Annotated in this window: 18 protein-coding genes and 1 pseudogene; 3 read left to right on the top strand and 16 right to left on the bottom strand. The window is 32.3% G+C overall.

Annotation, left to right across the window (positions count from 1 at the left end; genetic code table 11):
* The first annotated feature begins 28 nt into the window (after positions 1–28).
* Positions 29–1,711 carry a S8 family serine peptidase gene (locus tag LY60_RS03255; RefSeq protein WP_145079947.1) on the top strand — a complete coding sequence of 561 codons (1,683 nt, stop codon included), beginning with the start codon at positions 29–31 and terminating at the stop codon, positions 1,709–1,711.
* Positions 1,712–1,748: 37 nt separating this feature from the next.
* Here LY60_RS03255 and lexA read toward each other — a convergent pair whose 3' ends face one another.
* On the bottom strand, positions 1,749–2,372 hold the full coding sequence (gene lexA, locus LY60_RS03250) for a transcriptional repressor LexA (protein ID WP_145080967.1): 624 nt from the start codon (positions 2,370–2,372) through the stop codon (positions 1,749–1,751).
* Positions 2,373–2,514: 142 nt separating this feature from the next.
* Between lexA and yneA the strand changes: the two genes are divergently transcribed.
* Both yneA and LY60_RS03240 read left to right on the top strand, forming a co-directional pair.
* Positions 2,515–2,829, top strand: a complete 315-nt coding sequence (yneA, locus tag LY60_RS03245) for a cell division suppressor protein YneA (RefSeq protein ID WP_145079944.1) — start codon at positions 2,515–2,517, stop codon at positions 2,827–2,829.
* A gap of 364 nt (positions 2,830–3,193) precedes the next feature.
* Complete coding sequence (locus LY60_RS03240) at positions 3,194–5,092, top strand: endonuclease MutS2 (RefSeq protein WP_145079941.1); 1,899 nt, start codon at positions 3,194–3,196, stop codon at positions 5,090–5,092.
* Between the two features lie 72 nt (positions 5,093–5,164).
* Here the strand turns inward: LY60_RS03240 and LY60_RS03235 are convergent, their stop codons facing one another.
* The 15 genes and pseudogenes from LY60_RS03235 to LY60_RS03165 form a co-directional block, all read right to left on the bottom strand.
* Entirely contained in the window at positions 5,165–6,139 is a 975-nt protein-coding gene (locus LY60_RS03235) for a tyrosine recombinase XerC (RefSeq protein ID WP_145079939.1), read from the bottom strand.
* Between the two features lie 967 nt (positions 6,140–7,106).
* Positions 7,107–7,943, bottom strand: a complete 837-nt coding sequence (locus tag LY60_RS03230; RefSeq protein ID WP_145079936.1) for a metallophosphoesterase — start codon at positions 7,941–7,943, stop codon at positions 7,107–7,109.
* Positions 7,944–7,962: 19 nt separating this feature from the next.
* Positions 7,963–8,526, bottom strand: a complete 564-nt coding sequence (locus LY60_RS03225; RefSeq protein WP_145079933.1) for a DEAD/DEAH box helicase family protein — start codon at positions 8,524–8,526, stop codon at positions 7,963–7,965.
* A 63-nt stretch (positions 8,527–8,589) separates the two neighbouring features.
* Positions 8,590–9,030, bottom strand: coding sequence for a hypothetical protein (locus tag LY60_RS03220; RefSeq protein ID WP_145079930.1), 441 nt, complete (start codon positions 9,028–9,030; stop codon positions 8,590–8,592).
* Positions 9,027–9,473: a LytTR family DNA-binding domain-containing protein gene (locus LY60_RS03215; RefSeq protein WP_145079928.1), complete on the bottom strand. Its 447-nt coding sequence runs from the start codon at positions 9,471–9,473 to the stop codon at positions 9,027–9,029. The genes LY60_RS03220 and LY60_RS03215 overlap by 4 nt, the downstream gene beginning before the upstream one ends.
* Before the next feature lie 9 nt (positions 9,474–9,482).
* A complete protein-coding gene (locus tag LY60_RS03210; protein WP_145079926.1) occupies positions 9,483–10,778 on the bottom strand; it encodes an alpha/beta hydrolase in 1,296 nt (431 codons plus the stop codon).
* A 174-nt stretch (positions 10,779–10,952) separates the two neighbouring features.
* The gene (locus LY60_RS03205; protein ID WP_246145355.1) at positions 10,953–11,912 is read right to left on the bottom strand and encodes a PstS family phosphate ABC transporter substrate-binding protein; all 960 of its coding nucleotides are present in this window, start codon (positions 11,910–11,912) and stop codon (positions 10,953–10,955) included.
* Between the two features lie 222 nt (positions 11,913–12,134).
* The gene (locus LY60_RS03200; RefSeq protein WP_212633443.1) at positions 12,135–12,974 is read right to left on the bottom strand and encodes a VanW family protein; all 840 of its coding nucleotides are present in this window, start codon (positions 12,972–12,974) and stop codon (positions 12,135–12,137) included.
* A 45-nt stretch (positions 12,975–13,019) separates the two neighbouring features.
* Positions 13,020–13,463: pseudogene (msrB, locus tag LY60_RS03195) on the bottom strand (peptide-methionine (R)-S-oxide reductase MsrB); the annotation flags it as partial.
* Between the two features lie 118 nt (positions 13,464–13,581).
* A complete protein-coding gene (locus tag LY60_RS03190; protein ID WP_145079921.1) occupies positions 13,582–14,571 on the bottom strand; it encodes a DUF4003 family protein in 990 nt (329 codons plus the stop codon).
* Between the two features lie 84 nt (positions 14,572–14,655).
* Positions 14,656–15,282 (bottom strand): peptidylprolyl isomerase, encoded by a 627-nt coding sequence (locus LY60_RS03185; RefSeq protein ID WP_145079919.1) that lies wholly within the window; start codon positions 15,280–15,282, stop codon positions 14,656–14,658.
* A gap of 76 nt (positions 15,283–15,358) precedes the next feature.
* Positions 15,359–16,969, bottom strand: a complete 1,611-nt coding sequence (locus tag LY60_RS18135) for a hypothetical protein (RefSeq protein ID WP_246145354.1) — start codon at positions 16,967–16,969, stop codon at positions 15,359–15,361.
* A gap of 193 nt (positions 16,970–17,162) precedes the next feature.
* Complete coding sequence (locus tag LY60_RS03175; protein WP_145079917.1) at positions 17,163–18,536, bottom strand: M48 family metallopeptidase; 1,374 nt, start codon at positions 18,534–18,536, stop codon at positions 17,163–17,165.
* Positions 18,537–18,644: 108 nt separating this feature from the next.
* Complete coding sequence (locus LY60_RS03170) at positions 18,645–19,094, bottom strand: flavodoxin domain-containing protein (protein WP_145079915.1); 450 nt, start codon at positions 19,092–19,094, stop codon at positions 18,645–18,647.
* Positions 19,095–20,699 (bottom strand): gamma-glutamyltransferase family protein, encoded by a 1,605-nt coding sequence (locus LY60_RS03165; RefSeq protein WP_145079913.1) that lies wholly within the window; start codon positions 20,697–20,699, stop codon positions 19,095–19,097.
* Between the last annotated feature and the right edge of the window lie 15 nt (positions 20,700–20,714).

Raw genomic sequence — 20,714 nt, 5'->3', positions numbered from 1 at the left:
TTTCTAAATGAAAGAATGAGGTGATTGTTTGAACATTAAAGTTGCTGCACTGGCTTTTTGTATGCTTTTTAATTTCAATACAACAGAAAATATAAATGAATATGAACCTACAATCGTAGCTATTATTGACAGCCATGTAAATATGGACCAGGAATACCTTAAGGGAAGATGTATACAAGGCGAAAGTTTTATATTGGATGAAGACAATAAAAACAAAGAAAATCATGGAACATATGTTGCCGGTGCAGCAATAAAGTATGCTGATATGACTTCAAGGCTGTTCTTTCAGAAAAAAAGCAGCATAATGATTCTTCCGGTTGAAATAAATGTGGAAGATACTCAGACTGACAGCGGTTTTCTATTAGGAGAAGCAATTCAATATGCCGTAGACAGCGGTGCTGATGTAATAAATATGAGTTTTTCAAGTTCTTCTCCTAATTTATATGTATATGAAAAAATAAGGTATGGCATGGAAAAAGGTGTGATATTTGTTTCAGCTGCAGGCAACAGCGGGTACAGTTCCTACTGTTTTCCGGCATCATATGATGGTGTGGTTTCAGTTGGTTCATATTCATTAGATGAGCAAGGAAACCGTAAAAGAAGTACATTTTCAAACAGCAACGATGACGTGGATTTATTGTTCCAAGGTGAAAAAATGCTCTTAAAGGATACCAGCAACAAATATTTGGAAAAAAGCGGTACATCTTATACCTCAGGAGCTGTCAGCGGAATAATTGGTGAACTCATAAGCAGATATCCCAATATAAACAAGCAACATGTATTGTATGCTCTGTACGATACTGCAAATTCAATAGACGGTCCGGGCTGCGGCTACGGAGCAGTAGATGTTTTAAAAGCTGTTGACTATCTGAATAAATATATGAGTGCAAAAATACCTCCCACATATAATGAAAGTTTACAAGACAACAGTCCGCCGAAAAAGTTTGCAGCATCAGAAATATCAATTTCTGCAGGCCGTAGCCACATAACAGTTGTGGAAAATAATAAAATCAGAATTATAGGAAACACAGGTTTAAACAGAGGTTATGCTGTGAATTGGACAAATATAAGAAAATCATATGCCGGAAGCGATAATACGTCAGCAATTGATTTAAATGGATGTTCAAAAGCCTGCGGCTACAACCTGTTCAATAAGAATATATTGCGCAACTGGGTAAATATGGACAGCCTAGCTTTGTCAAGAAATTTTACTGCAGGATTAACAAATGACGGCAATGTATGTGTTACAGACTATCTTGAGGGTAAAGTCTCTCAGTGGAACAATATCATGCAAATTACATCCGGTTCTCATCATGTTGCAGCATTAGATTCAAGCGGCAGAGTTTATACGGCAGGATACAACATATACGGGCAAATAAATACATCTGATTGGAAAAATATAAAATACATTGCCGCCAGCACAAAAAACACTTATGGTATTGATTCTGAAGGAAACGTGCTTGCGGCAGGGGATAATCATTACAATCAATGCAATTTAAATGATTGGAAAGACATGGTATCAGTTGATGCGGGAGATGGTTATGTTGTAGGGCTCAAATCAAACGGTAAGGTAGTTGCAAAGGGAAGAAACCTATACGGTGTATGCATTGTGGAAGATCTGAATAATATAATTTTCATAGATGCATATGACACCTACTTTGTTGCCGTGGATGAAAATCTGAACATGTTTATTAAAGGAAAAATGAGATAATAAAACCTCATGGTACCAAGGTACATGAGGTTTATTGTTAATATTTTCGAACAACTGCTTTTACAACACCTAGGATGTAAGGGTTTTTTACTAAAATAGGATCCATGGCGCTGTTTTGAGGCTGCAGACGAATGTGGTCTTTTTCCTTGTAAAAAGTTTTTACTGTTGCTTCATCATCTATGAGAGCAACAACTATGTCTCCGTTTTTTGCAGTATTCTGAGAGTTTACAATTACAAAGTCGCCGTTTAAAATTCCGGCTTCAATCATGCTTTCACCTTTTACTTTCAGCACATATGATTCTTTGTTTCCTACAAAGTCTACGGAAATAGGAAGAGTGTCATCAACATTTTCAACGGCAAGTATGGGAGCTCCGGCAGTAACTGTTCCTATAATTGGAACATTCACAATTTCTTTTTTGGGAAGATTGCAGCAAATATCATCTATATCAATAAGTTCGAGAGCTCGTCTTTTGTTTGTTCCTTTTTTTAAATAACCTTTTTCTTCCAATGTGCTCAAATGCGCATGTACTGAAGAAGTAGAGCTTAAACCTACAGCTTTGCAGATTTCACGGATTGACGGGGGATAACCTCTCAGCGCCAGCTCATTCTTTATGTATTGCAGTATTTTAACTTGCTTATCGCTTAAGCCTTCATAATTCATGGTTCCACCTCTTTTGTTTTTCTTTATATTACCATACTTTTCATAATAAATCAAACATTTGTTTGAGAAAATTTCAAAAACATGTTGACATCGAACAGATGTTCTGCTAGAATTAAGACAGAAAATATGTTCGAGGTGAATTATGATAATATTAAACAAGTACAAAGTAACCAATATGAAAAAGTTTAAAAGATTTATGTTTTTATCAATATTATCAATCAGCATGCTTGTTTTTACATTTGCTGCAACTTTTAATGCATATTCCAAAGACATACCGCAGTTTGACATTGTAACTGTTCAGTACGGAGATACACTTTGGTCAATTGCATCAAGCTATGCTGCTGACAGAAATGCGGACATAAGGGAACTGGTTTACGAAATTTCTAATGAAAACAGCATTTATAATGCTTCTATTCATCCCGGTGATGTGATTAAAGTTCCTGTGAATGTAGAATAATATAATAAGTTTTTATTGACATTCATCATTTCAGTGAATATAATAAATTTAAAGGTAGATTATAGATTTTATGTGATCAATAGGAGAATTTTATGTTAGAGAGTGTATCTAACCAATAGATTAAATTAATATATAATGAGCAAAAGCTGTGATAACAAAAATGTCACGCTTATTTGAATTTGCTTATTATCATTGTCTATGGAAGATACAATCACACTACTGAAGCATTATTTATAATGTTATATTTCCTTATTAATAATAGAGAAAATATATAGCTGTGGATATATCCGCAGCTATTTTTGTGCAATAAATAAATCTACCTGGTACTTCCATAGCTTATTTTTTAAATAAGAAAGGAATGAAAATGAATAATACAACCTTAACAAAATTACAATTTGAAGAATTAAAAAATATTGTAAAAGATTTTTGTGTAAGCAATCTTGGAAAAAACATGATCCAAAAGCTCTTGCCTTCTTCAAATATTCAGACTGTCAAAAATAGACTTCTTGAAACATCAGAAGGAAAAATACTTCTGGAAAGCAGCACTGTTCCGCTGCAAGGCATAGTCAACATTGATAACATTATTATAAATGTTGAAAAAGATGGTGTTTTAAGCCCTGAACAATTGAGTAATGTTTCTGACTTTTTAAGAGGGTGCAGAAAAATCAAGTTTTACATGAAAGATAAAGAATTTTATGCTCCAACATTAATGAGTTACAGTTATTCAATACGAGAGCTTGAAAATGTTGAAGAAGAAATCAATAATTCTATTCACAATAATGTTATAGACTCAAATGCAACAAAAGAATTGAAAAGGATCAGAAGGCTCATTGAAAACGCAGAAATTAAAATAGAAGAAAAGCTGGATGGGTTTTTAAAATCAGCAAACAACAAAATTTTAATACAGGATTTCTTTGTGACAAAAAGAAATGGACGATTTACCATACCAATTAAATCATCCTACAAAAATCAGGTTGATGGAACTTTAGTAGACACTTCTTCTACAGGTTCAACTGTTTTTATTGAACCATCCATGGTGAGCAAGCTGACAGCAGAACTAATGCAGCTAAGGGCAGAAGAGTCAAATGAAGAATATCAGATTTTATGTTATTTAACAGGCCTTGTGCGCGAGTATATAAGCGAATTAAAAGCGAATATAGAAGTAATAGGTTTATATGACATGATTTTGGCCAAGGCAAAATACAGTATATCAATTGGAGGCATTTCTCCGGACATCAATGATTATGGTTATATAAATATAATAAATGGTCGACATCCGCTGCTTAAAGGAAAAGTTGTACCTTTGAACTTTTCAGTGGGAAAGGATTACAGAACACTTGTTATTACAGGACCTAATGCAGGCGGTAAGACTGTTGTGTTAAAGGCTGTGGGATTGTTGACATTGGCGGTTCAATCAGGTTTTCATGTGCCATGTGAAAAAGGTAGTGTAATTTCAGTATTCAGTCACATCTTTGCAGATATTGGTGATGATCAAAGCATTGAAAATGCATTGAGTACATTTTCTTCTCACATAAAGAACATTGCTGAAATCATAAAAGAAACAAATAAATCAACACTTTTACTTTTTGATGAAATTGGAAGCGGAACTGAACCAAACGAAGGTGCAGCACTAGCTATTTCCATATTAGAAGAGGTTTATCACAGAGGCGCCATAACCGTTGCAACAACACATTACGGCGAAATTAAAAACTTTTCATTGAAACACAGTGATTTTCAAAATGCTGCAATGCTTTTTAACAGCGATACATTAGAACCATTATATAAATTGTCAATTGGCGAATCAGGAAAGAGCAACGCATTGTGGATTTCTAAAAAAATGGGTATTCATGAAGACGTCATACAAAGAGCAGAACATTATATTAAAAACAAAGATTACAATTATAATTATGTAAGTAAAAATAAAATTAGAATCGAACAAGAGATTACAGAAAATGTTCCATATGAAAATTACGATTATAATATTGGCGACAAGGTTTATTTGACAGAATACAAAAAAAGCGGCTTGATTTATAAACCAAAAGACGAACTCAACAATGTAACAGTCTTATATGACAATAAGTTTATGGAAGTGAATGTAAAACAAATCAAATTGGAATTTAAAGCTTCAGAGCTGTATCCCCAAGATTATGATTTGAATTCTTTATTTACAAGCTTTGCAGAAAGAAAATTAGAAAAAGATATTGCAAGAGGATCAAAAAAAGCACTTAAAAAACTGCAGAAAGCAAGAAAAGAAAGGCAGTAATAAAAACTGTAGATTTCATGTATTCAGGAAATCTACAGTTTTTTTATATAGCAAAGTTGCTGAGCAACCTTTTTATGTTTCAGATTCTTCTAAATTTAACGGATTTAATTTAACTGCATCCCGCAGCTGTTCTTTATTTATATGAGTGTAAATTTGTGTGGTTGAAACACTTTCATGACCAAGGAGCTCCTGCAGGGTTCGAATATCCACATGACCGTATTGATACATGAGCGTTGCAGCTGTGTGGCGGAGCTTGTGAGGAGAGTAGTGCTTGCCTGACAATCCAGCTTCAGCCAGGTACTTGTCAACCATGTGCTGGACACCTTTTTGCGAAAACCGGCTTTTTCTGTTGCTGATGAAAAGTGCCTTTTCATGACCGGGCTTAGGATCAGGCCTGACTTCCAGATATTCTTCAATTGCTTGTACACATACATCATTGAGATATATTGTCCTTTCCTTATTTCCTTTTCCAACAACCGTAAGAGTGTCTCCCTTGATTTTGTCGATGTTTATGCTTATGAGTTCAGACAAACGCAGTCCGCAGTTTAAAAAGAGAGTAATGATTGCATAATCGCGCTTTTCGTTTGAACCGTTTATTGATGTAAGAAGACTTTTTGATTCATCCAGAGACAAGGCAACGGGAAGACGGCTGTTTTTCTTTGGAGTTTCAAGGTCTAATGCTGGATTTTCAGGAATGAGTTTTACAATTGAATACAAATATTTGAAAAAAGAACGAAGGCATGCAATTTTTCTTGCCTTTGTTCTGTTTGAATTGTTTCTTTCCCTGTCAATATAACCTATGAAGGAGTGAAGGTCCATAATTTTAATTTTTTTGATGGTGTCAATGTCCACCAGGGAAATGTCTATATCTTCAAACACATCAGTATTGTCGCTTAATTTGTATCTCATTACAAGAAATCTGTAAAAAGTGCGAAGATCAAGAAAATATTCGTTAACTGTTTTTTCTGATTTACCTCTGATGGACAAAAGATATTCTAAAAAATTGCTCATGGGAGCAGGGCATAGGTCACTGTAATTTATGTACATAGTTTCTCCTTTGCAAAAATGTCGCAAAATAATTATAATACAATTATAGACAAAATTTACATTAAATGCAATGGAAACTGCAAATTTAATTATTATTTCGAATAATACAAATTGAATCATGAATTTTAATCAAAAAATTTCGTAAGAGCTAATTAATTTGCTCAATTAATAATATTAAACTCAAAATAGAACATTACTAACAAAATTCATTGGTATAAATAATCGACAAACAAAATATCTTTCGTTTAAACGCATTTTACGGCCTCGTTTTTTTAAAGATAAAAATTGAAGAGTTATTATCCATGAAGTGCAAATTAGCAGGTCAAAACATCGGCTAACAAAATCAAAAGGTATAAATACTTGGCAATGAAAATATCTTTTGTTTAAACGCATTTTGAAGCCTTGAAATTTTGAACATTTAAAGAATGCTGTAACATTAATTATAACTGCAGCAAAAAATAAAATAAGTAAAAATATTTTTCAAAACAATAATCGAAAATTAAAATTGTAATTTAAAAATGATATTTGAAAATATATCAAAAATAATATAAAAGTTGTCAACAGAACTGTAAAAATTAATTATTAAAAGCAAAAAAAGGCTGAGAGACTGCAATTCGATAAACGTTGAAATTTCAATATTTGTAGAGCCTTCCCCTTTTTCTTTAATTTTTTTGTCGCAAAATATCTATTTTGCGACATATAAAACGTCCTTTAAAGTGGAGATTTTGCACATTTTTCTCCTAAAATGTCAAATCTCCACTATTTCCACAGGAATATTTCCAAAATTTCATCATATGCAATTTGCTGTCATGTATAGATTGTTAACTTGCACAAATCTGAAAAATCTCATTTTGATTTTAAAATTGTTTATTGAATTATATAATAAACATTAATTAATATGTCGTGACAATTCTTAATTTTTAAGTTAGGTACTGTTAAAGACATAAAATATTTCAAAGCACTGCATTTATTCTTTATTCAGAGCAACTACAATTAACTCCGGTCGATTGAATATTCGAAAGGGAAAGAGACTATTCCCCAATCCTCTGCTTACAACCATGGATGTTACGCCTTCCCTATGCATTCCTTCTGAATACTTTGGAAAAAACCCTTGGTTTGGAGACAAAATCCCTCCTAAAAAAGGAATTCTGATTTGACCGCCATGAGCATGTCCGCTGAACACCAAATCTACATTAAATTCTTTGTAAATTTCAAAAAGCTCAGGTCTGTGAGATAAAAGTATATTAAAATCTGTTTTTATGTTGTGAGTTAGCTCATGTAATGTATTTCTCATATATGTTGTATTGTTTTCGCTATGATATGTTTTTTCATTTTGGTTAATTGAAGGATCAGCAATACCTAACAATACTATTTCACTGCCTTCAATATTAATTTTAGTATATACATTATCCATTATTATAACGTGTAATTTATTAAATTCCTTTTTCAATTCCTCATAATTTCCTGATAACTGTTCATGATTGCCGGAAACATAATATACAGGTGCAATTGTAACAATTTCTTTTATAAATTTGACTGCCAAAGCTACATTTGTTTTTCTTCTGTCTATTAAATCTCCAGTAATAAAAATAATATCAGGATTTATTATTTTAATTTTCTTTGTTAATTTCCCATGAAAATTTTTGTTGTGTAAGTCAGATACATGCACAATTTTCATACCGCTTAATTTATCCGGAATCTTATTATTTATATAATTATATCTTGTTATAACAATGCCATTGTTTTGCCAAACAAGGAATGGAACTAAAATTGATAATATGAATAATGCTATGTATAATTTCATAAAACCTACTTTCTATGTACTAAATAAGCGAAAACTTATTTTTTATAATTAAAGCTGCTTCTTCCGGCCGTAGATTTGAATTGTCTATTCTTAAATAATTTTCTTTTGATACTTCCCCATCAAATGAATTTAGTCGATATGTATTTTCTAAACTTCTAAATAATGATTCGGATTTTTCTATGTTTCTTTTTGTAGGCTTGTTCAGAAGTCTGTTTTCAGTCTTATTTCTCTCAATCCTCAGATCATAATCTGCTTCTAATTCAACGAAATATATCTGTGCTCCTCTGGAAGAAAATAATTTTTCAACATAATCAATATATTCCCAGTCTTCTTTACGGTCAAAAGCCCACATATATGTAAAAATCATTCCATATTCATCACTTTTAGAATATGCCTCAAATATTTCTTTTCTGAAAAGGTTTATTAGTCTGTTTCTTTCCTTGGGTATGTTTTCAAACAAGTCACTGACTACATCTATTGTCATATGATTGTGAAATAATTTAAGTTTAGTAATTTTGGTCAACTCCTGCCCTACAGTCATTTTACCCACTGCATGTGGTCCAAATATTATAAAAAGTTTCATAATAATTTCCATCCTCATTTAATAGATAATTGTATTTTTCTCTATGTAAATTTATTATATTCTTCAAGGAGTGTTGCTTTCTTTTCTTTGATAAACCTTTAAACTATCATTAAGATTAGCCGCTGTTTTAAAGTCAATAAGCCATGAAACTAAATGTACAATAATAAATACAATAATTATGGATACGGCCACAGATGTTAAAATCATTGTATCCTTCATTATTCCAAAAGAATATCCTGTTATTAGTATCAAACATTCCAGTACCAGAAGCTGAATTACATTTCTAAAGATCATTTGTCTTACTGTCAACTCTTTTTTAGAATAAGTTACAAAGGAAGAAACAGTACTTATTGCTCCAAAAATAAGAGGTGAAAAATATGCTTCATATCCGAATCTTCTGTTTGGTTCATAGATTAATCCTAAAATCCCAATTACAACTGAAACGAATGTAACTATTATAAAGAAATTCATTAAACACTTTTTTAAGAAATCTTTGAAATTCATACTAGTCCCCCTTTTAATCTTTCTTTTAATTCTGCGACATACTGCCTTGAAATAATCACTTTTTCACTATTATTAAGGGTTGCCATAAATCTGCCGTTAAGAGCCGGTTTTATATATTCTATTTTCATGAGATTTACTATTACGGATTTTGAGCAGCGGAAAAAATTTGTTTCTCCATATAATTCTTCAAACTCATACAACTTAATTTTAAGTTCATAAACCTTATTCTCTAAATATGCAAATACCTTATTATCAACTGCTTCAATGTAGTAAATATCCTTTAAATAAACAAAATATATTTGTGATTCATAGTAAGCTGTAAGAGATGTATCTCTTGATTTCACAAAATTAATTATTTCGTCTATTTGTTGTGTAACTTCATAACACTCGATTAACAACTGCTCTTCTTTTTTCTTGTCTATGATTTCTACATTGATTTTCATAATTATCCCTTAATATTCAGTCATAATATTTAACTCTTTACTATCCTTTAGATAATAGTTGAAATAATCCAGTACAACGTTATTCATTTTTTCTACACAATATACTTTTTCTATATTACCCGTTCCAAGAATTTTAGCTAAATACGGAGAAAACAAAGGTAAATCTGTAAAATTTAAATGTCCGGATTCTTTAAAAACTACATCATGGGAATCTATTGCATTTTCACTTGCTACCATGTTAGCATAATTTGAAGAATTTAACAATGCTTCATTATAATGCTCCTCATTATAAATATTTAAAATCGGAACTGGATATTCGTTACTATTTAAAACTGATTTTCCATCTCTAAAATAAATTTCTTCTCCAATCATTGTTCCGTCAATGACAATCACTGCATCTATATCTTTTCTTATCCTTCCTAGTTCAGCAGCTGTAGCTCCCCCAATAGAATGACCGAATAATCCTATTTTTTCTGTATCTATTATCTTATAAACATATTCATCATTTTTATTATTCAGTATTGTTTCAAGAACAAAATTAATATCATCAGTCCTTAATTTAAGCCATTCATGAGTCAGTTTAAAAGTCTTTCCATCATCATAATCACCGTTTTGTACTGCAATTGCATCATTTATAAAATCATTATTTACTATTACAGTTTTTCCATCTACTTGCTTTGAAAAAAATGACTGATATGTATGATCTACGCTGCATACCACATACCCGTTGCTGGCAAGCTCCATAAATGTTGAATAATTACTTCCTCGAAATCCAAAAGCACCATGAGAAAATATTACTAATGGATACTTTTTATTTTCTGATTCTGCACCAGGATACCAGAATTGCACTGTAATCTTCCTATAGCTGCCATCATTAGAATATGTTTCTATTCTGTCAGCATCAGTAAAAGTATAGCTTTCTGTTGCTACAGAATAATTACCACTGGGTTCAATATTCTTAAACTGTGGAAATAAAATTGATGGTATTATTGCAATGACTAGCAGCACACTGCGGTTAATAAAAGACAATACCGCATATTTCTTCTTAAAAACTTTAATAGATTCAGGTTTTTTAACTAAAAATACAATTCCTATTATTGCTTGAATTAAAAGAATGATGAATAGCATATACCATCTGAAACTAAATTGGACAATACTAACCATCACTAAGAAACCAAAAAGTGCAAACTCACATAATCTTATGATATGTTTAATTTTTCTTTGTTCTGACTTTGTTCGTAAACAATAAACCATAAACACTAACTCAATAATAAGTAATATAAATATAATAATAACCCCTAACATAAAATCCTCCTTGTAAATCATTCTACAAGGAGGATATGTTAAATAAATACTTAAGTCAATAGCCTAAGGGGTAAGTTGCAAAAAACCGAACTAAGTTGCATAAAAATATTGCTTTATATTAAATTCAACTATGTTATTTCAAAATAACTAATGTAATAATATATTTACCACCTACTAGTTTAATGCTATATATCCTGCCTGTTCAATGCATTTCTGTCCTTCTGGTGACAACATCCATTTTAAGAACTTGCCTGCGGTATTTTGTTCATCTTCCTTCCGAATGACCCCATAATAATTAGTAGTGAACGGATACGTTTTGTTTTTCAAATTTTCATTTTCAGGCGAAACACCATTTACCTTAAGAACTTTAATGTTTTCATTCTTATATAGAGTGTCTATGTAATATTTATATGTATATCCTATACTTGCCTGGCTGTTCTCATATTCTCCGACAACATCAACAAGCATTCCCATTCCTGCTGCAATCTTAATCATATTTGGCGGAAGCATAGGTATACCCTTCATTACTAAATTCTCCATGGCAGTCTGGCTGCCTGAATTTTCTTCTCTTTGATATGCATTAATTTCTTGATTATTTCCCCCAACACCTTTCCAGTTTGTAATTTCACCGGAATATATTTTTTGTATTTGTTCAATAGTTAGATTATCAACGGTGTTATCCTTATGTGTTATAAAAACAAATGCATCATAGCAAACAGGTTCTATTATCATTTCAACATTTTTTTCTTTTGCTAAATTAATTTCCTCATCTGAAGGTTCAGTGACAATAATCAGATCAACAGGGTGATATTCATCCAAAAAAGTATTGGTGGTTCTGATCATACCAAGGGTGTTAGGTTTTCTTAATATTAAATTTTCATATGCATAATGAGTTGTTGAAAATGAAGCAAAATCATTGGAATCCTCATCTGAAAAACCAAGGTGCTGCCTTGAAAATTCAACTGCCATCGGTATTGAAACTGTTGAGCCATCAAGGCTTGGATATGTTCCAAACTTAATTTCATAGTAATCTTCTTTACCGCTTGGAGTATTCCAGCTTCCCTTCACCCTTCTTTCACCCAGCTTAAATTCACTGTCTTTTACAAATTGCTGCCAATTACTGCTTCTTTGCACATTTTGATTAATTTGTGCTCATGAGCCTGTTTTATCTGGAATACCTTTTTCATTTTTATTTATTTTGTTTAAAAAAATCATAAATATTGCTACTATAAAAATGCAGAGTACAAAAATATTTTTCCTTTTCATATAAACCACCTTTATAATAATTTATTGAATAGCTAAAATAAAATTATTCCATCATCATTGTTTAATTTTACTATACAGCTTCGTTCTTCTTCATGAACTTTTTCCCACATCTGAACCTGTTTCTAAAAACGGTGAATACATCATTAAAGCATGATTCTCTGTTATATATTCTTCATCTATTATTTCACCTGTTATGGTGTATCGTCTTCGGTACAATTCATTGTGTCTGCTAAAGCCACCCCAGAATTCACTCTTGAACTGATGTTTTTTTTCAAATATTTCATATGTATAAATTGGTTTATTGTTTGATAACCAGGTGCCTTTCAGGAAAGAATGTCCAACATTAACTCTTAGCTGAAAGTCTTCTGCAGTGTCATTTCTAATCATTAAGTCTCTGTATGGATAAACACATGTGGCTCCGCTGCCAAAAGGCTGCGTGCGTTTTGAATCAGGAAATACATCAAAAGAATGACGGTAACGTTCTACAACAGTCAATGGAGTGTGGAGAGTCATCCAATAAATCAAATTTGAAAGTTGGCATAGCCCTCCACCAATACCCATAGTGTAAGTGCCACAATACAATACCATTCCGTTGACATACCCTTTTTTTGATGTTGGCTTGCCGATTAGCTTCCAATAGCTAAATGTTTCTCCAGGCTTAATAATAATGCCATCAATCCTTTTTACAGCTATTTTCAGGTTAATGATTTTATTATACTGGTATTGCATATCTACTTCCTTTAATTCTCTAAATAGCGGAGTCATATGTGAATAACACTCAAATTTTAATGATTGTTGACTTTTCTTTTGAGCAAATTTGAATTTTTCAGAATGCCATAACAAGTAACGGGACAATGTATAATAAATTTTCCCTACTAATAACCTACATTTGCTTCTTTTTATTGGTTTCAAATTATTTATTTCACTCATAATATCCCACTCTATATTTAACAATAATTCAAATAGTAAGTCCTTCTATTTTACATCAATCAATTCAATATAATCGCCGTATCCATTTTCCTCCATTTGAGACAATGGTATGAATTTCAATGATGCACTGTTTATGCAGTATCTTAAACCGCCTTCTTCAACAGGCCCATCTGAAAAAACATGACCTAAATGAGATTCAGCGTTTTTACTTCTGACCTCTGTTCTCTCCATTCCATGGGATGTATCTCTTTTATAAACAATGGTGTTTTTATCTATTGGTTTAGTGAAGCTGGGCCAGCCGCAGCCGGAATCATATTTATCAGAAGATACAAACAAAGGCATTCCGGTAACTATATCAACATATAAGCCCTTTTCTTTATTGCTCCAGTATTCATTTTGAAAAGGAGGTTCTGTTTTATTCTTTTGGGTTACATCATATTGCTCTTTAGAAAGCATTTTCTTAATCTCATCATCATCGGGTTTTTTATATTCTTCGATGTTTACATTAATATTTCTGTCTTTCATTTTATACTCCTTTATACATTTTTATCCTACAATGAGCATGCTTGCAACATCATTGCTATCTATATGAAATTATAGTCTAATATCAGTTAGAATTTGCTGATGAAGCAGCAGCACTGGATGCTATAACTGCTGTCATGGCAGCTTGTTGTGCTATAATTAAGTTTGTTATGCTGTTAACTGCTGCAATATTCATTGCATGTTTAGAAAATTGTTTTTGATATTCTTGTGAAACTAAAATAGCTGAATACATAATTCTTTGAGTCTTTCCTATTCCAAAAGTACCAAAGCCTTTAATAGATGAAAGATACTCATTTACTTCAACTATTTCATTAATTGTTGTATCAATATCTTCTGTTGTTATGGCAAGCAGGCCTAACACCGAGAGTTCAATACCGGTTCCAAATTTGCAATTTCTTTCTTTTAATTTATCGAAAATATCAATTGTAATATTACATTTGTCAACTGCGTTTCTTTCATCTAAGGCCAAAATATGACTAAGTGACTGGACGGCATTTGATGAAAAAAACTTACTTTTTAAAATATGGTAGCATTTTTCCATTTCCTCTATAGCTTCATTTTCGTTTAAATTACTTAATGCAGTTAATACCGCATAACTGCAATCCTCACTTGAAGTCAAAAATGGATGTTCGTTTTTCATCTTGTTATAAATGCCCTTGGATTTTTTAGCTATTCTTCCGTAATCATCGGTTTCTGATATATACGAAATAATGAATGCTGATAAAGGCAAATATGAAGACGAATGAAATTCATTTCTTAAAATATCATGTATTTTTAATACATCTGAAAACTTTCTTTCAGGATAATCTTCTAAAGAAAGCAATGTTACCACAGCCATAAATGGAATACCTTTAAAGCTTGAAAAAATTCCTGTATTAGTCTTTATTATTTCCTTGGACAGCTTAATTTTGTCCGCATGCATTTCCAACCCACGTTCTGTGTAAATACTTGCACATAACGGAAACATCATTGAATTTTCCCATCTGAAATTTTCCTTCATTATATCTCTGTTTCTTACAAACAGTTCACATCTGTGTTTTAACAAATCATTCACTGTATTACCCCCTCTGGATTTAGAACTATAACTAATAATTCATCCTCTTTTTTCTTTTCCTTTGCCGAAATGAACACTATCATTTTATTTTATTACTTTAATTGATTTAATAACCGGCTGATTTTCTTTGAGTACTGTTCCATTTTTATCTTGCACCGGTGTCTGGGAACATATTTTATCAACGATATCCATTCCCTTTGTAACATAACCAAAGACAGCATAGCTTCCATCTAATGGAGTACTGTCTTCGTGAACAATAAAAAATTGAGAACTGGCACTGTCATAATCATCTGAACGAGCCATGGATATGGCACCTCTTGTATGAGACAACGTATTATTAACTCCGTTTTCAGCAAATTCTCCTTTTATTTTCTCATCTGAACCACCCCTGCCATTCCCCAGAGGGTCGCCGCCTTGAATCATGAAACCGGAAATTATTCTATGAAATGTCAATCCGTCATAAAAACCTTCTTCAGCTAATTTAACAAAATTATTTACTGTAATTGGAGCACTCTCTGCATCTAAATCAACATAAATAGTTCCATAGTTTTCTACTTCTATTTCTACTTTATGAGTGGCTTTGAAACTTGATTCAGAACCAGTATCACTTCCAATTTCTTCATTTTTAGAATCATTCTTATTACAACCCACTAATCCAAATATTGATAGTGAAATAATAAGTAATATTAAATATACATTTTTAATTTTCATAGTTTCTCCTTAAATTTAAACAATATTTTAATTTTATAATTTAAAACTTTCAGGTATTTACATTCCTATTAATTTATTAATTAATTTTTTCGGTTAATATACCTTCTGAAGTAATTGTGCACTTTATTTCATGAGGGCTACTCATATTAACATTATCTAAAGCTTCATCATAACCTTCAGTTTGTAGTATAAATTCATTATCATTTATAACTTCTTTCAGGTTATAATAATAATTATATTCAACAGGTATAATTACTTTTTTAGGATATTCATTATTTATATAATAATATTCTCTCTCCTTTAAACCATCATTTTCATCATATACAGTGTAATTAACAACTACAAAATCATCTGCTATACCTGAATTACCAACAGATTTGCCACCTTCAACAGTAAACAGATTCTTATAGTCTTCATCTAGAGAAATAATTTCATTCAATACTCCTCCAGGGCCCCACCCCATGCCATAATTATAAACTAAGAAGTAACCGGATGTTTTAAATTTTCCCTTTCCAAACAATGAATTATTCGTTAATTCATCATATAGTTCATTAGTCTTTGAAAACCAGACGGAACTATTTGTTCTTTCCCCATAAATTGTCGGAAAGTTTTTTAAATACTTTTCGTCAACAAATATAAAGCCCGTCGGACCATACATAGAAGATTCATTGGGATCAATAAAATAGAAACCTTCACTTTCAATTTCTCCAGCAAAGCCTACTACTACACCACCATTATTTTTAACCACATGGTCAACAATAAGTCCATTTACTCTATCTTTTAGTTCAACCCTGTCATCCAAGTCATTGCCTTCATATACTTTACCTTCATAAAGAATAGTGCCTATTGTATCGGTTAACATTATGTCCTCTATAATCAAGTACCCATATTCATCTATATTCTTAATTTTAACTTTAACCTTGTAAATACCCAATTCATCCGGAAGTTCAGTCACCTTATCTAGGCTATCATACGCTAATTCATATTGTTGTTTTCCGCCATACTTGGCTTTAATTATTTCAAGACTTTCCTTATCAGGAATAAACGTAATAAAGTTTTTACCAATTTCTTCAATGACTCTGTAATTGCCTTCTGTTATTATTTCACCTGTTATGTATTCTGATCTATCAATAACATTGACAGACGTCTCATGTTCATTTTGTTCTTCTTCATCTCTAGAATCAGTCTTGATAACAAAAGCATATTCACATTCATTTTCACCCCAGGAAGCAATCATCCTGAATCCTCTCAATTCTTGTTTATTGGGCTCATAATATGAACTTAAGGCTGAGGCAAAATGATTTTCTATTTCAAAAACATACTTACTGTCAACTAATTCTACGGGAATATTTTTTATTTCTTTGTCCGTATAAATTTGCTGTCCGTTTTTATCAATTAAAATATCCGAAACAGTAAATTTGCCAGGTGGATTGCTTTTAAAAGATATTTCAACAATGCTGTCATTTTCAAAAACAGGAATATCTTTTTGTTCCTTTAATATTGTAACAAATGTATCTTCTCTATCATAAATACTTCCATTCCATTTATTTTTAGCTGATATATATTCAATTACCTTATCCCCAATATTAATTACTAACTCCGGCGGTTCTTCCATGGAATTCGAAGAGCACCCCACAAGAACTAATGTCATTAATATCACCGCAAATAAAAGTTTTGATTTTCTCACTACTATCCCCCCTCTATTAAAACAGTTAAATTGATATACACCATATTATTAATGCAAAGCTCTTCATAATATAGCCTAACATATAAATAGACGATTTACCAGTACGTTATGTTCCTTTAATAAAAAAAGGCTGAGAATTTCTCTCAGCTCTTAGTTTTAGATTTAATTTATTTATCACATGAATTTAATTCTCTTATTGCTGTTTTAATAAATCTGCAATATCATTGTATCCGTATTTTTTTGCATATAAAAATGCTGAAAAATTATTTGCATCTTTTAATTCCGGATCTGCACCGCCATTTAATAATGCTTCAACAGGTTCAATAACACCGTTGGCTGCTGCATACATCAAGGGAGTCCAACCAGATGAGTCAGCCATATTTGGATCAGCGCCAGATAATAGCAATAAGTTGATTGCTTCAACATTTTGACTGTATATGGCTCTTATTAATGCTGTTTCTTCATAATAATCAACCATGTTTGGATCAGCTCCCGCCTGGATTAAAACATTCATAATTTCAACATCACCATCTTGAGCTGCCCACATTAGCGGAGTCCATCCGTCCATGTCCTGTACATCAGCATACATTCCATCATTTAATAATTCATTGACCCTTTCAACATCACTCTCAGCTACTGCCTCAGTAATAGCTGTTGCGTCTTCTTCAGCAAGTGTATCTGATAAAAAGTTATCTGCTGCCATCATTATATTATTGTTATACTTTATCACAATAAATGCTATAATACCTACCACAAGAACTATCATTGATGATGATAATATTTTTTTAAAATTCTTTTCAATGGGATTAAAATTATTCTCAAAATAGTTTTTAATTTCATAAATTCTTTTAGGCAACGAAGGATGTGTGGAGCTTTTTTCAGCCAATTTATTTAATAACCCTTTATTTTTGCTGTGTTGAAGAAGATATTCATCACGATTAACCTTATTAAACAATGTCTTGCCTATTGCAAGTATTGTCAGTGCATTCATAGAAGCTTCTGAATTATTGATATAATAAGCAGCAATGCGGTCACTGGTATATTCGCAAGCTCTCAAATAAGCATTTCCAAGCGAAGGAATCCACATGGCCGGCAAAATAAACAAATGTTTGGCTACATGACGCCTTTTAATATGAGCAAGCTCATGAGCAATTATAAATGATAATTCATCATTGTTTTCAGTATTTATCAAATCAAATATGTCTGAATATAAAATAACTATATTCTTTCTAAATGATTTTGCAGCAAATGCATTTAATATTCCGCCTGATTCAATTACATAAACTTCCGGAATACTTTGTATTTCCATAGAGTTACATAATTCAACGACTTTATTATAAACCTCAGGAAATTGATTAGCACTTAAGCGTACTCCGTTTGTCCTAATGCGGGCTATCATTAATCCATTTGAAAATAAAGAAATTGCAGTTAATAACAAAAGCACTCCTAATCCTTCCAAATAAAATAGTAATGATACATAAATTATAATGCTGACTATCAGTGCCACAGAAAAATATCTTTTTTCATCTTTGTGAATCAAGTTCTTTAATGATAATTCTTTTGTCATTTTATCTCCTTGCGAATTTAATTTACATAGATAAATGATTATATCATGCAATTATTTTATAACATACTGGTAATCAATGTTATTCATGTATTATTTTAAAGTTAAATATTAGATTTCATTCATTATTTTTTCTGCAAATTTTTCTGCATTTTTAAAATCCACATTGTTAGGATGACCTTTTGCAGTGCCTCCAAAGATATCTAGAATTTTTGTTGTAAAAAAACCTCTGCAGGAAAAGCTTCCTACAACTTTTGCGTTTTTGTCTAAAAGAAGCTTTATAGCATCATTATTGTACTTTTTTATACCAACAGCACTTGTTGAAAAAACAAAAGTATTTTTGTTTTGTAAATTTGATTTTTCAATTGCTTTAAAAATTGACGGATGCATTTTTTGATTGTAAACGCCTGAACCAAACCCTACCAAGTCGTAATTATTAACATCATTTTCATTGTAGTCTTTTGCATGTACTAAATCTCCACAAAATTGTCCTGCCATACATTCTGCTATTTTTTCGGTATTTTTTCTGTAAGCTGAATAATACACAATCAAAGTCTTCATTTACCACACTGCTATGTGACCGTCGGCTCTTTTTTCAGTGCCGCCGCACAAAGTCCCCTCCTCTGTTCTGATTATTATCTGCCCTCTTCCAAAAGATGTTTCATCTGTTTGTATTTTTATTTCATGACCTTTTTTTATAAGTTCCTTAACAACATGAACAGGAACATCGTGTTCCACTTCAATATTCTTGTCTTTGATCCATTGCCATCTTGGTGCATCCAGCGCTTCCTGTGGATTCAAGTTAAAATCTATCATGTTCATAACAACCTGCACATGGCCCTGTGGCTGCATAAATCCTCCCATAACTCCGAAAGGCCCAACTGGTTTGCAGCCATGAGTTATGAATCCGGGTATTATTGTGTGGTATGGTTTTTTGTGAGGAGCTAGACAATTGTCATGATTGTTGTCATAATTAAAATTATGTCCCCTGTTTTGAAGAGCTATGCCTGTTTCTGGTACTACTATGCCTGAGCCAAAACCCATGTAGTTGCTTTGTATGAAAGAAACCATGTTTCCATCGCCGTCAGCAGTGCAAAGATAAACTGTTCCTCCGCTGTCCGGATCCCCTGCTTCCGGCATTTGAGCTGCATCATTTATCAAATCTCTTCTTTTTTCTGCAAAACTGTCACACAAAAGTTTTTCAACTTCTGTTGTCATATGATTTTTGTCTGTTATGTACTTCCTGCCATCTGCAAAGGCAAGCTTCATTGCTTCAATTTGTTTGTGGATTGTATCTGCATCTTCTTTTTTGGAAAATTCATATCCCTTCAATATGTTAAGCGCCATGAGAGCAACAATGCCGTGTCCATTGGGAGGTATTTCCCATATGTCATATCCCCTGTAGTTTACGCTGATTGGCTCAACCCACTGTGGTTTGTAGTCGTTAAGATCTTTTCTTGAAAGAAATCCGCCGTGCTTTTCAAAAAAATATGAAATTTTATCAGCTAAATCTCCTCTGTAAAAGGATTCCGCATTTGTTCTTCCTATGGATTCAAGGGTGTCCCCATGACATGGCAGTTTCCACAGTTCGCCGTATCCCGGAGTTCTTCCTTCTTTTGTGAATGTATCAAACCATCCCTTGAATTCTTCACCATTTTGACCGCTATAAATATTAAAAGCTCTATCCCATGCATTTTTTACAGTTACTGAAACTGCAAATCCGTTTCTTGCATAGCTTATGGCTGGTTTTAATACTTCTTCAAGGGATAATCTGCCGAACTTTTTAGAAAGCTCTGCCCATGCAGCAGGAGCTCCCGGAACTGTTACTGGAATAACTCCGTATTTTGGAATTTTCTTTAGGCCTTTTTCCTTTAATTTTTCTATAGAAATGCTGTACGGAGAATAACCGCTTGCGTTAAGCCCGTGTAGTTTATCCTTGAACCAAACTATTGCAAAGGCATCACTTCCAATACCATTTGATGTGGGCTCAACAACTGTCAAACATGCTGCAGTGGCAATAGCAGCATCCACAGCATTTCCCCCCTTCTTTAAAATTTCAAGTCCTGCCTGAGCTGCAAGAGGTTGTGATGTTGCAACCATGCCTTTTTGTCCGTAAACTAAATTTCTTCTAGAATTGTACTTGTATTCAGATGGATTGTATTCCATGTTGTCCTCCTATTA

Origin of the sequence: Sedimentibacter saalensis, assembly GCF_007830175.1 — a bacterium.
Classification (GTDB): Bacteria; Bacillota; Clostridia; order Tissierellales; family Sedimentibacteraceae; genus Sedimentibacter; species Sedimentibacter saalensis.
This window is presented reverse-complemented; position numbering and strand designations above follow the sequence as displayed.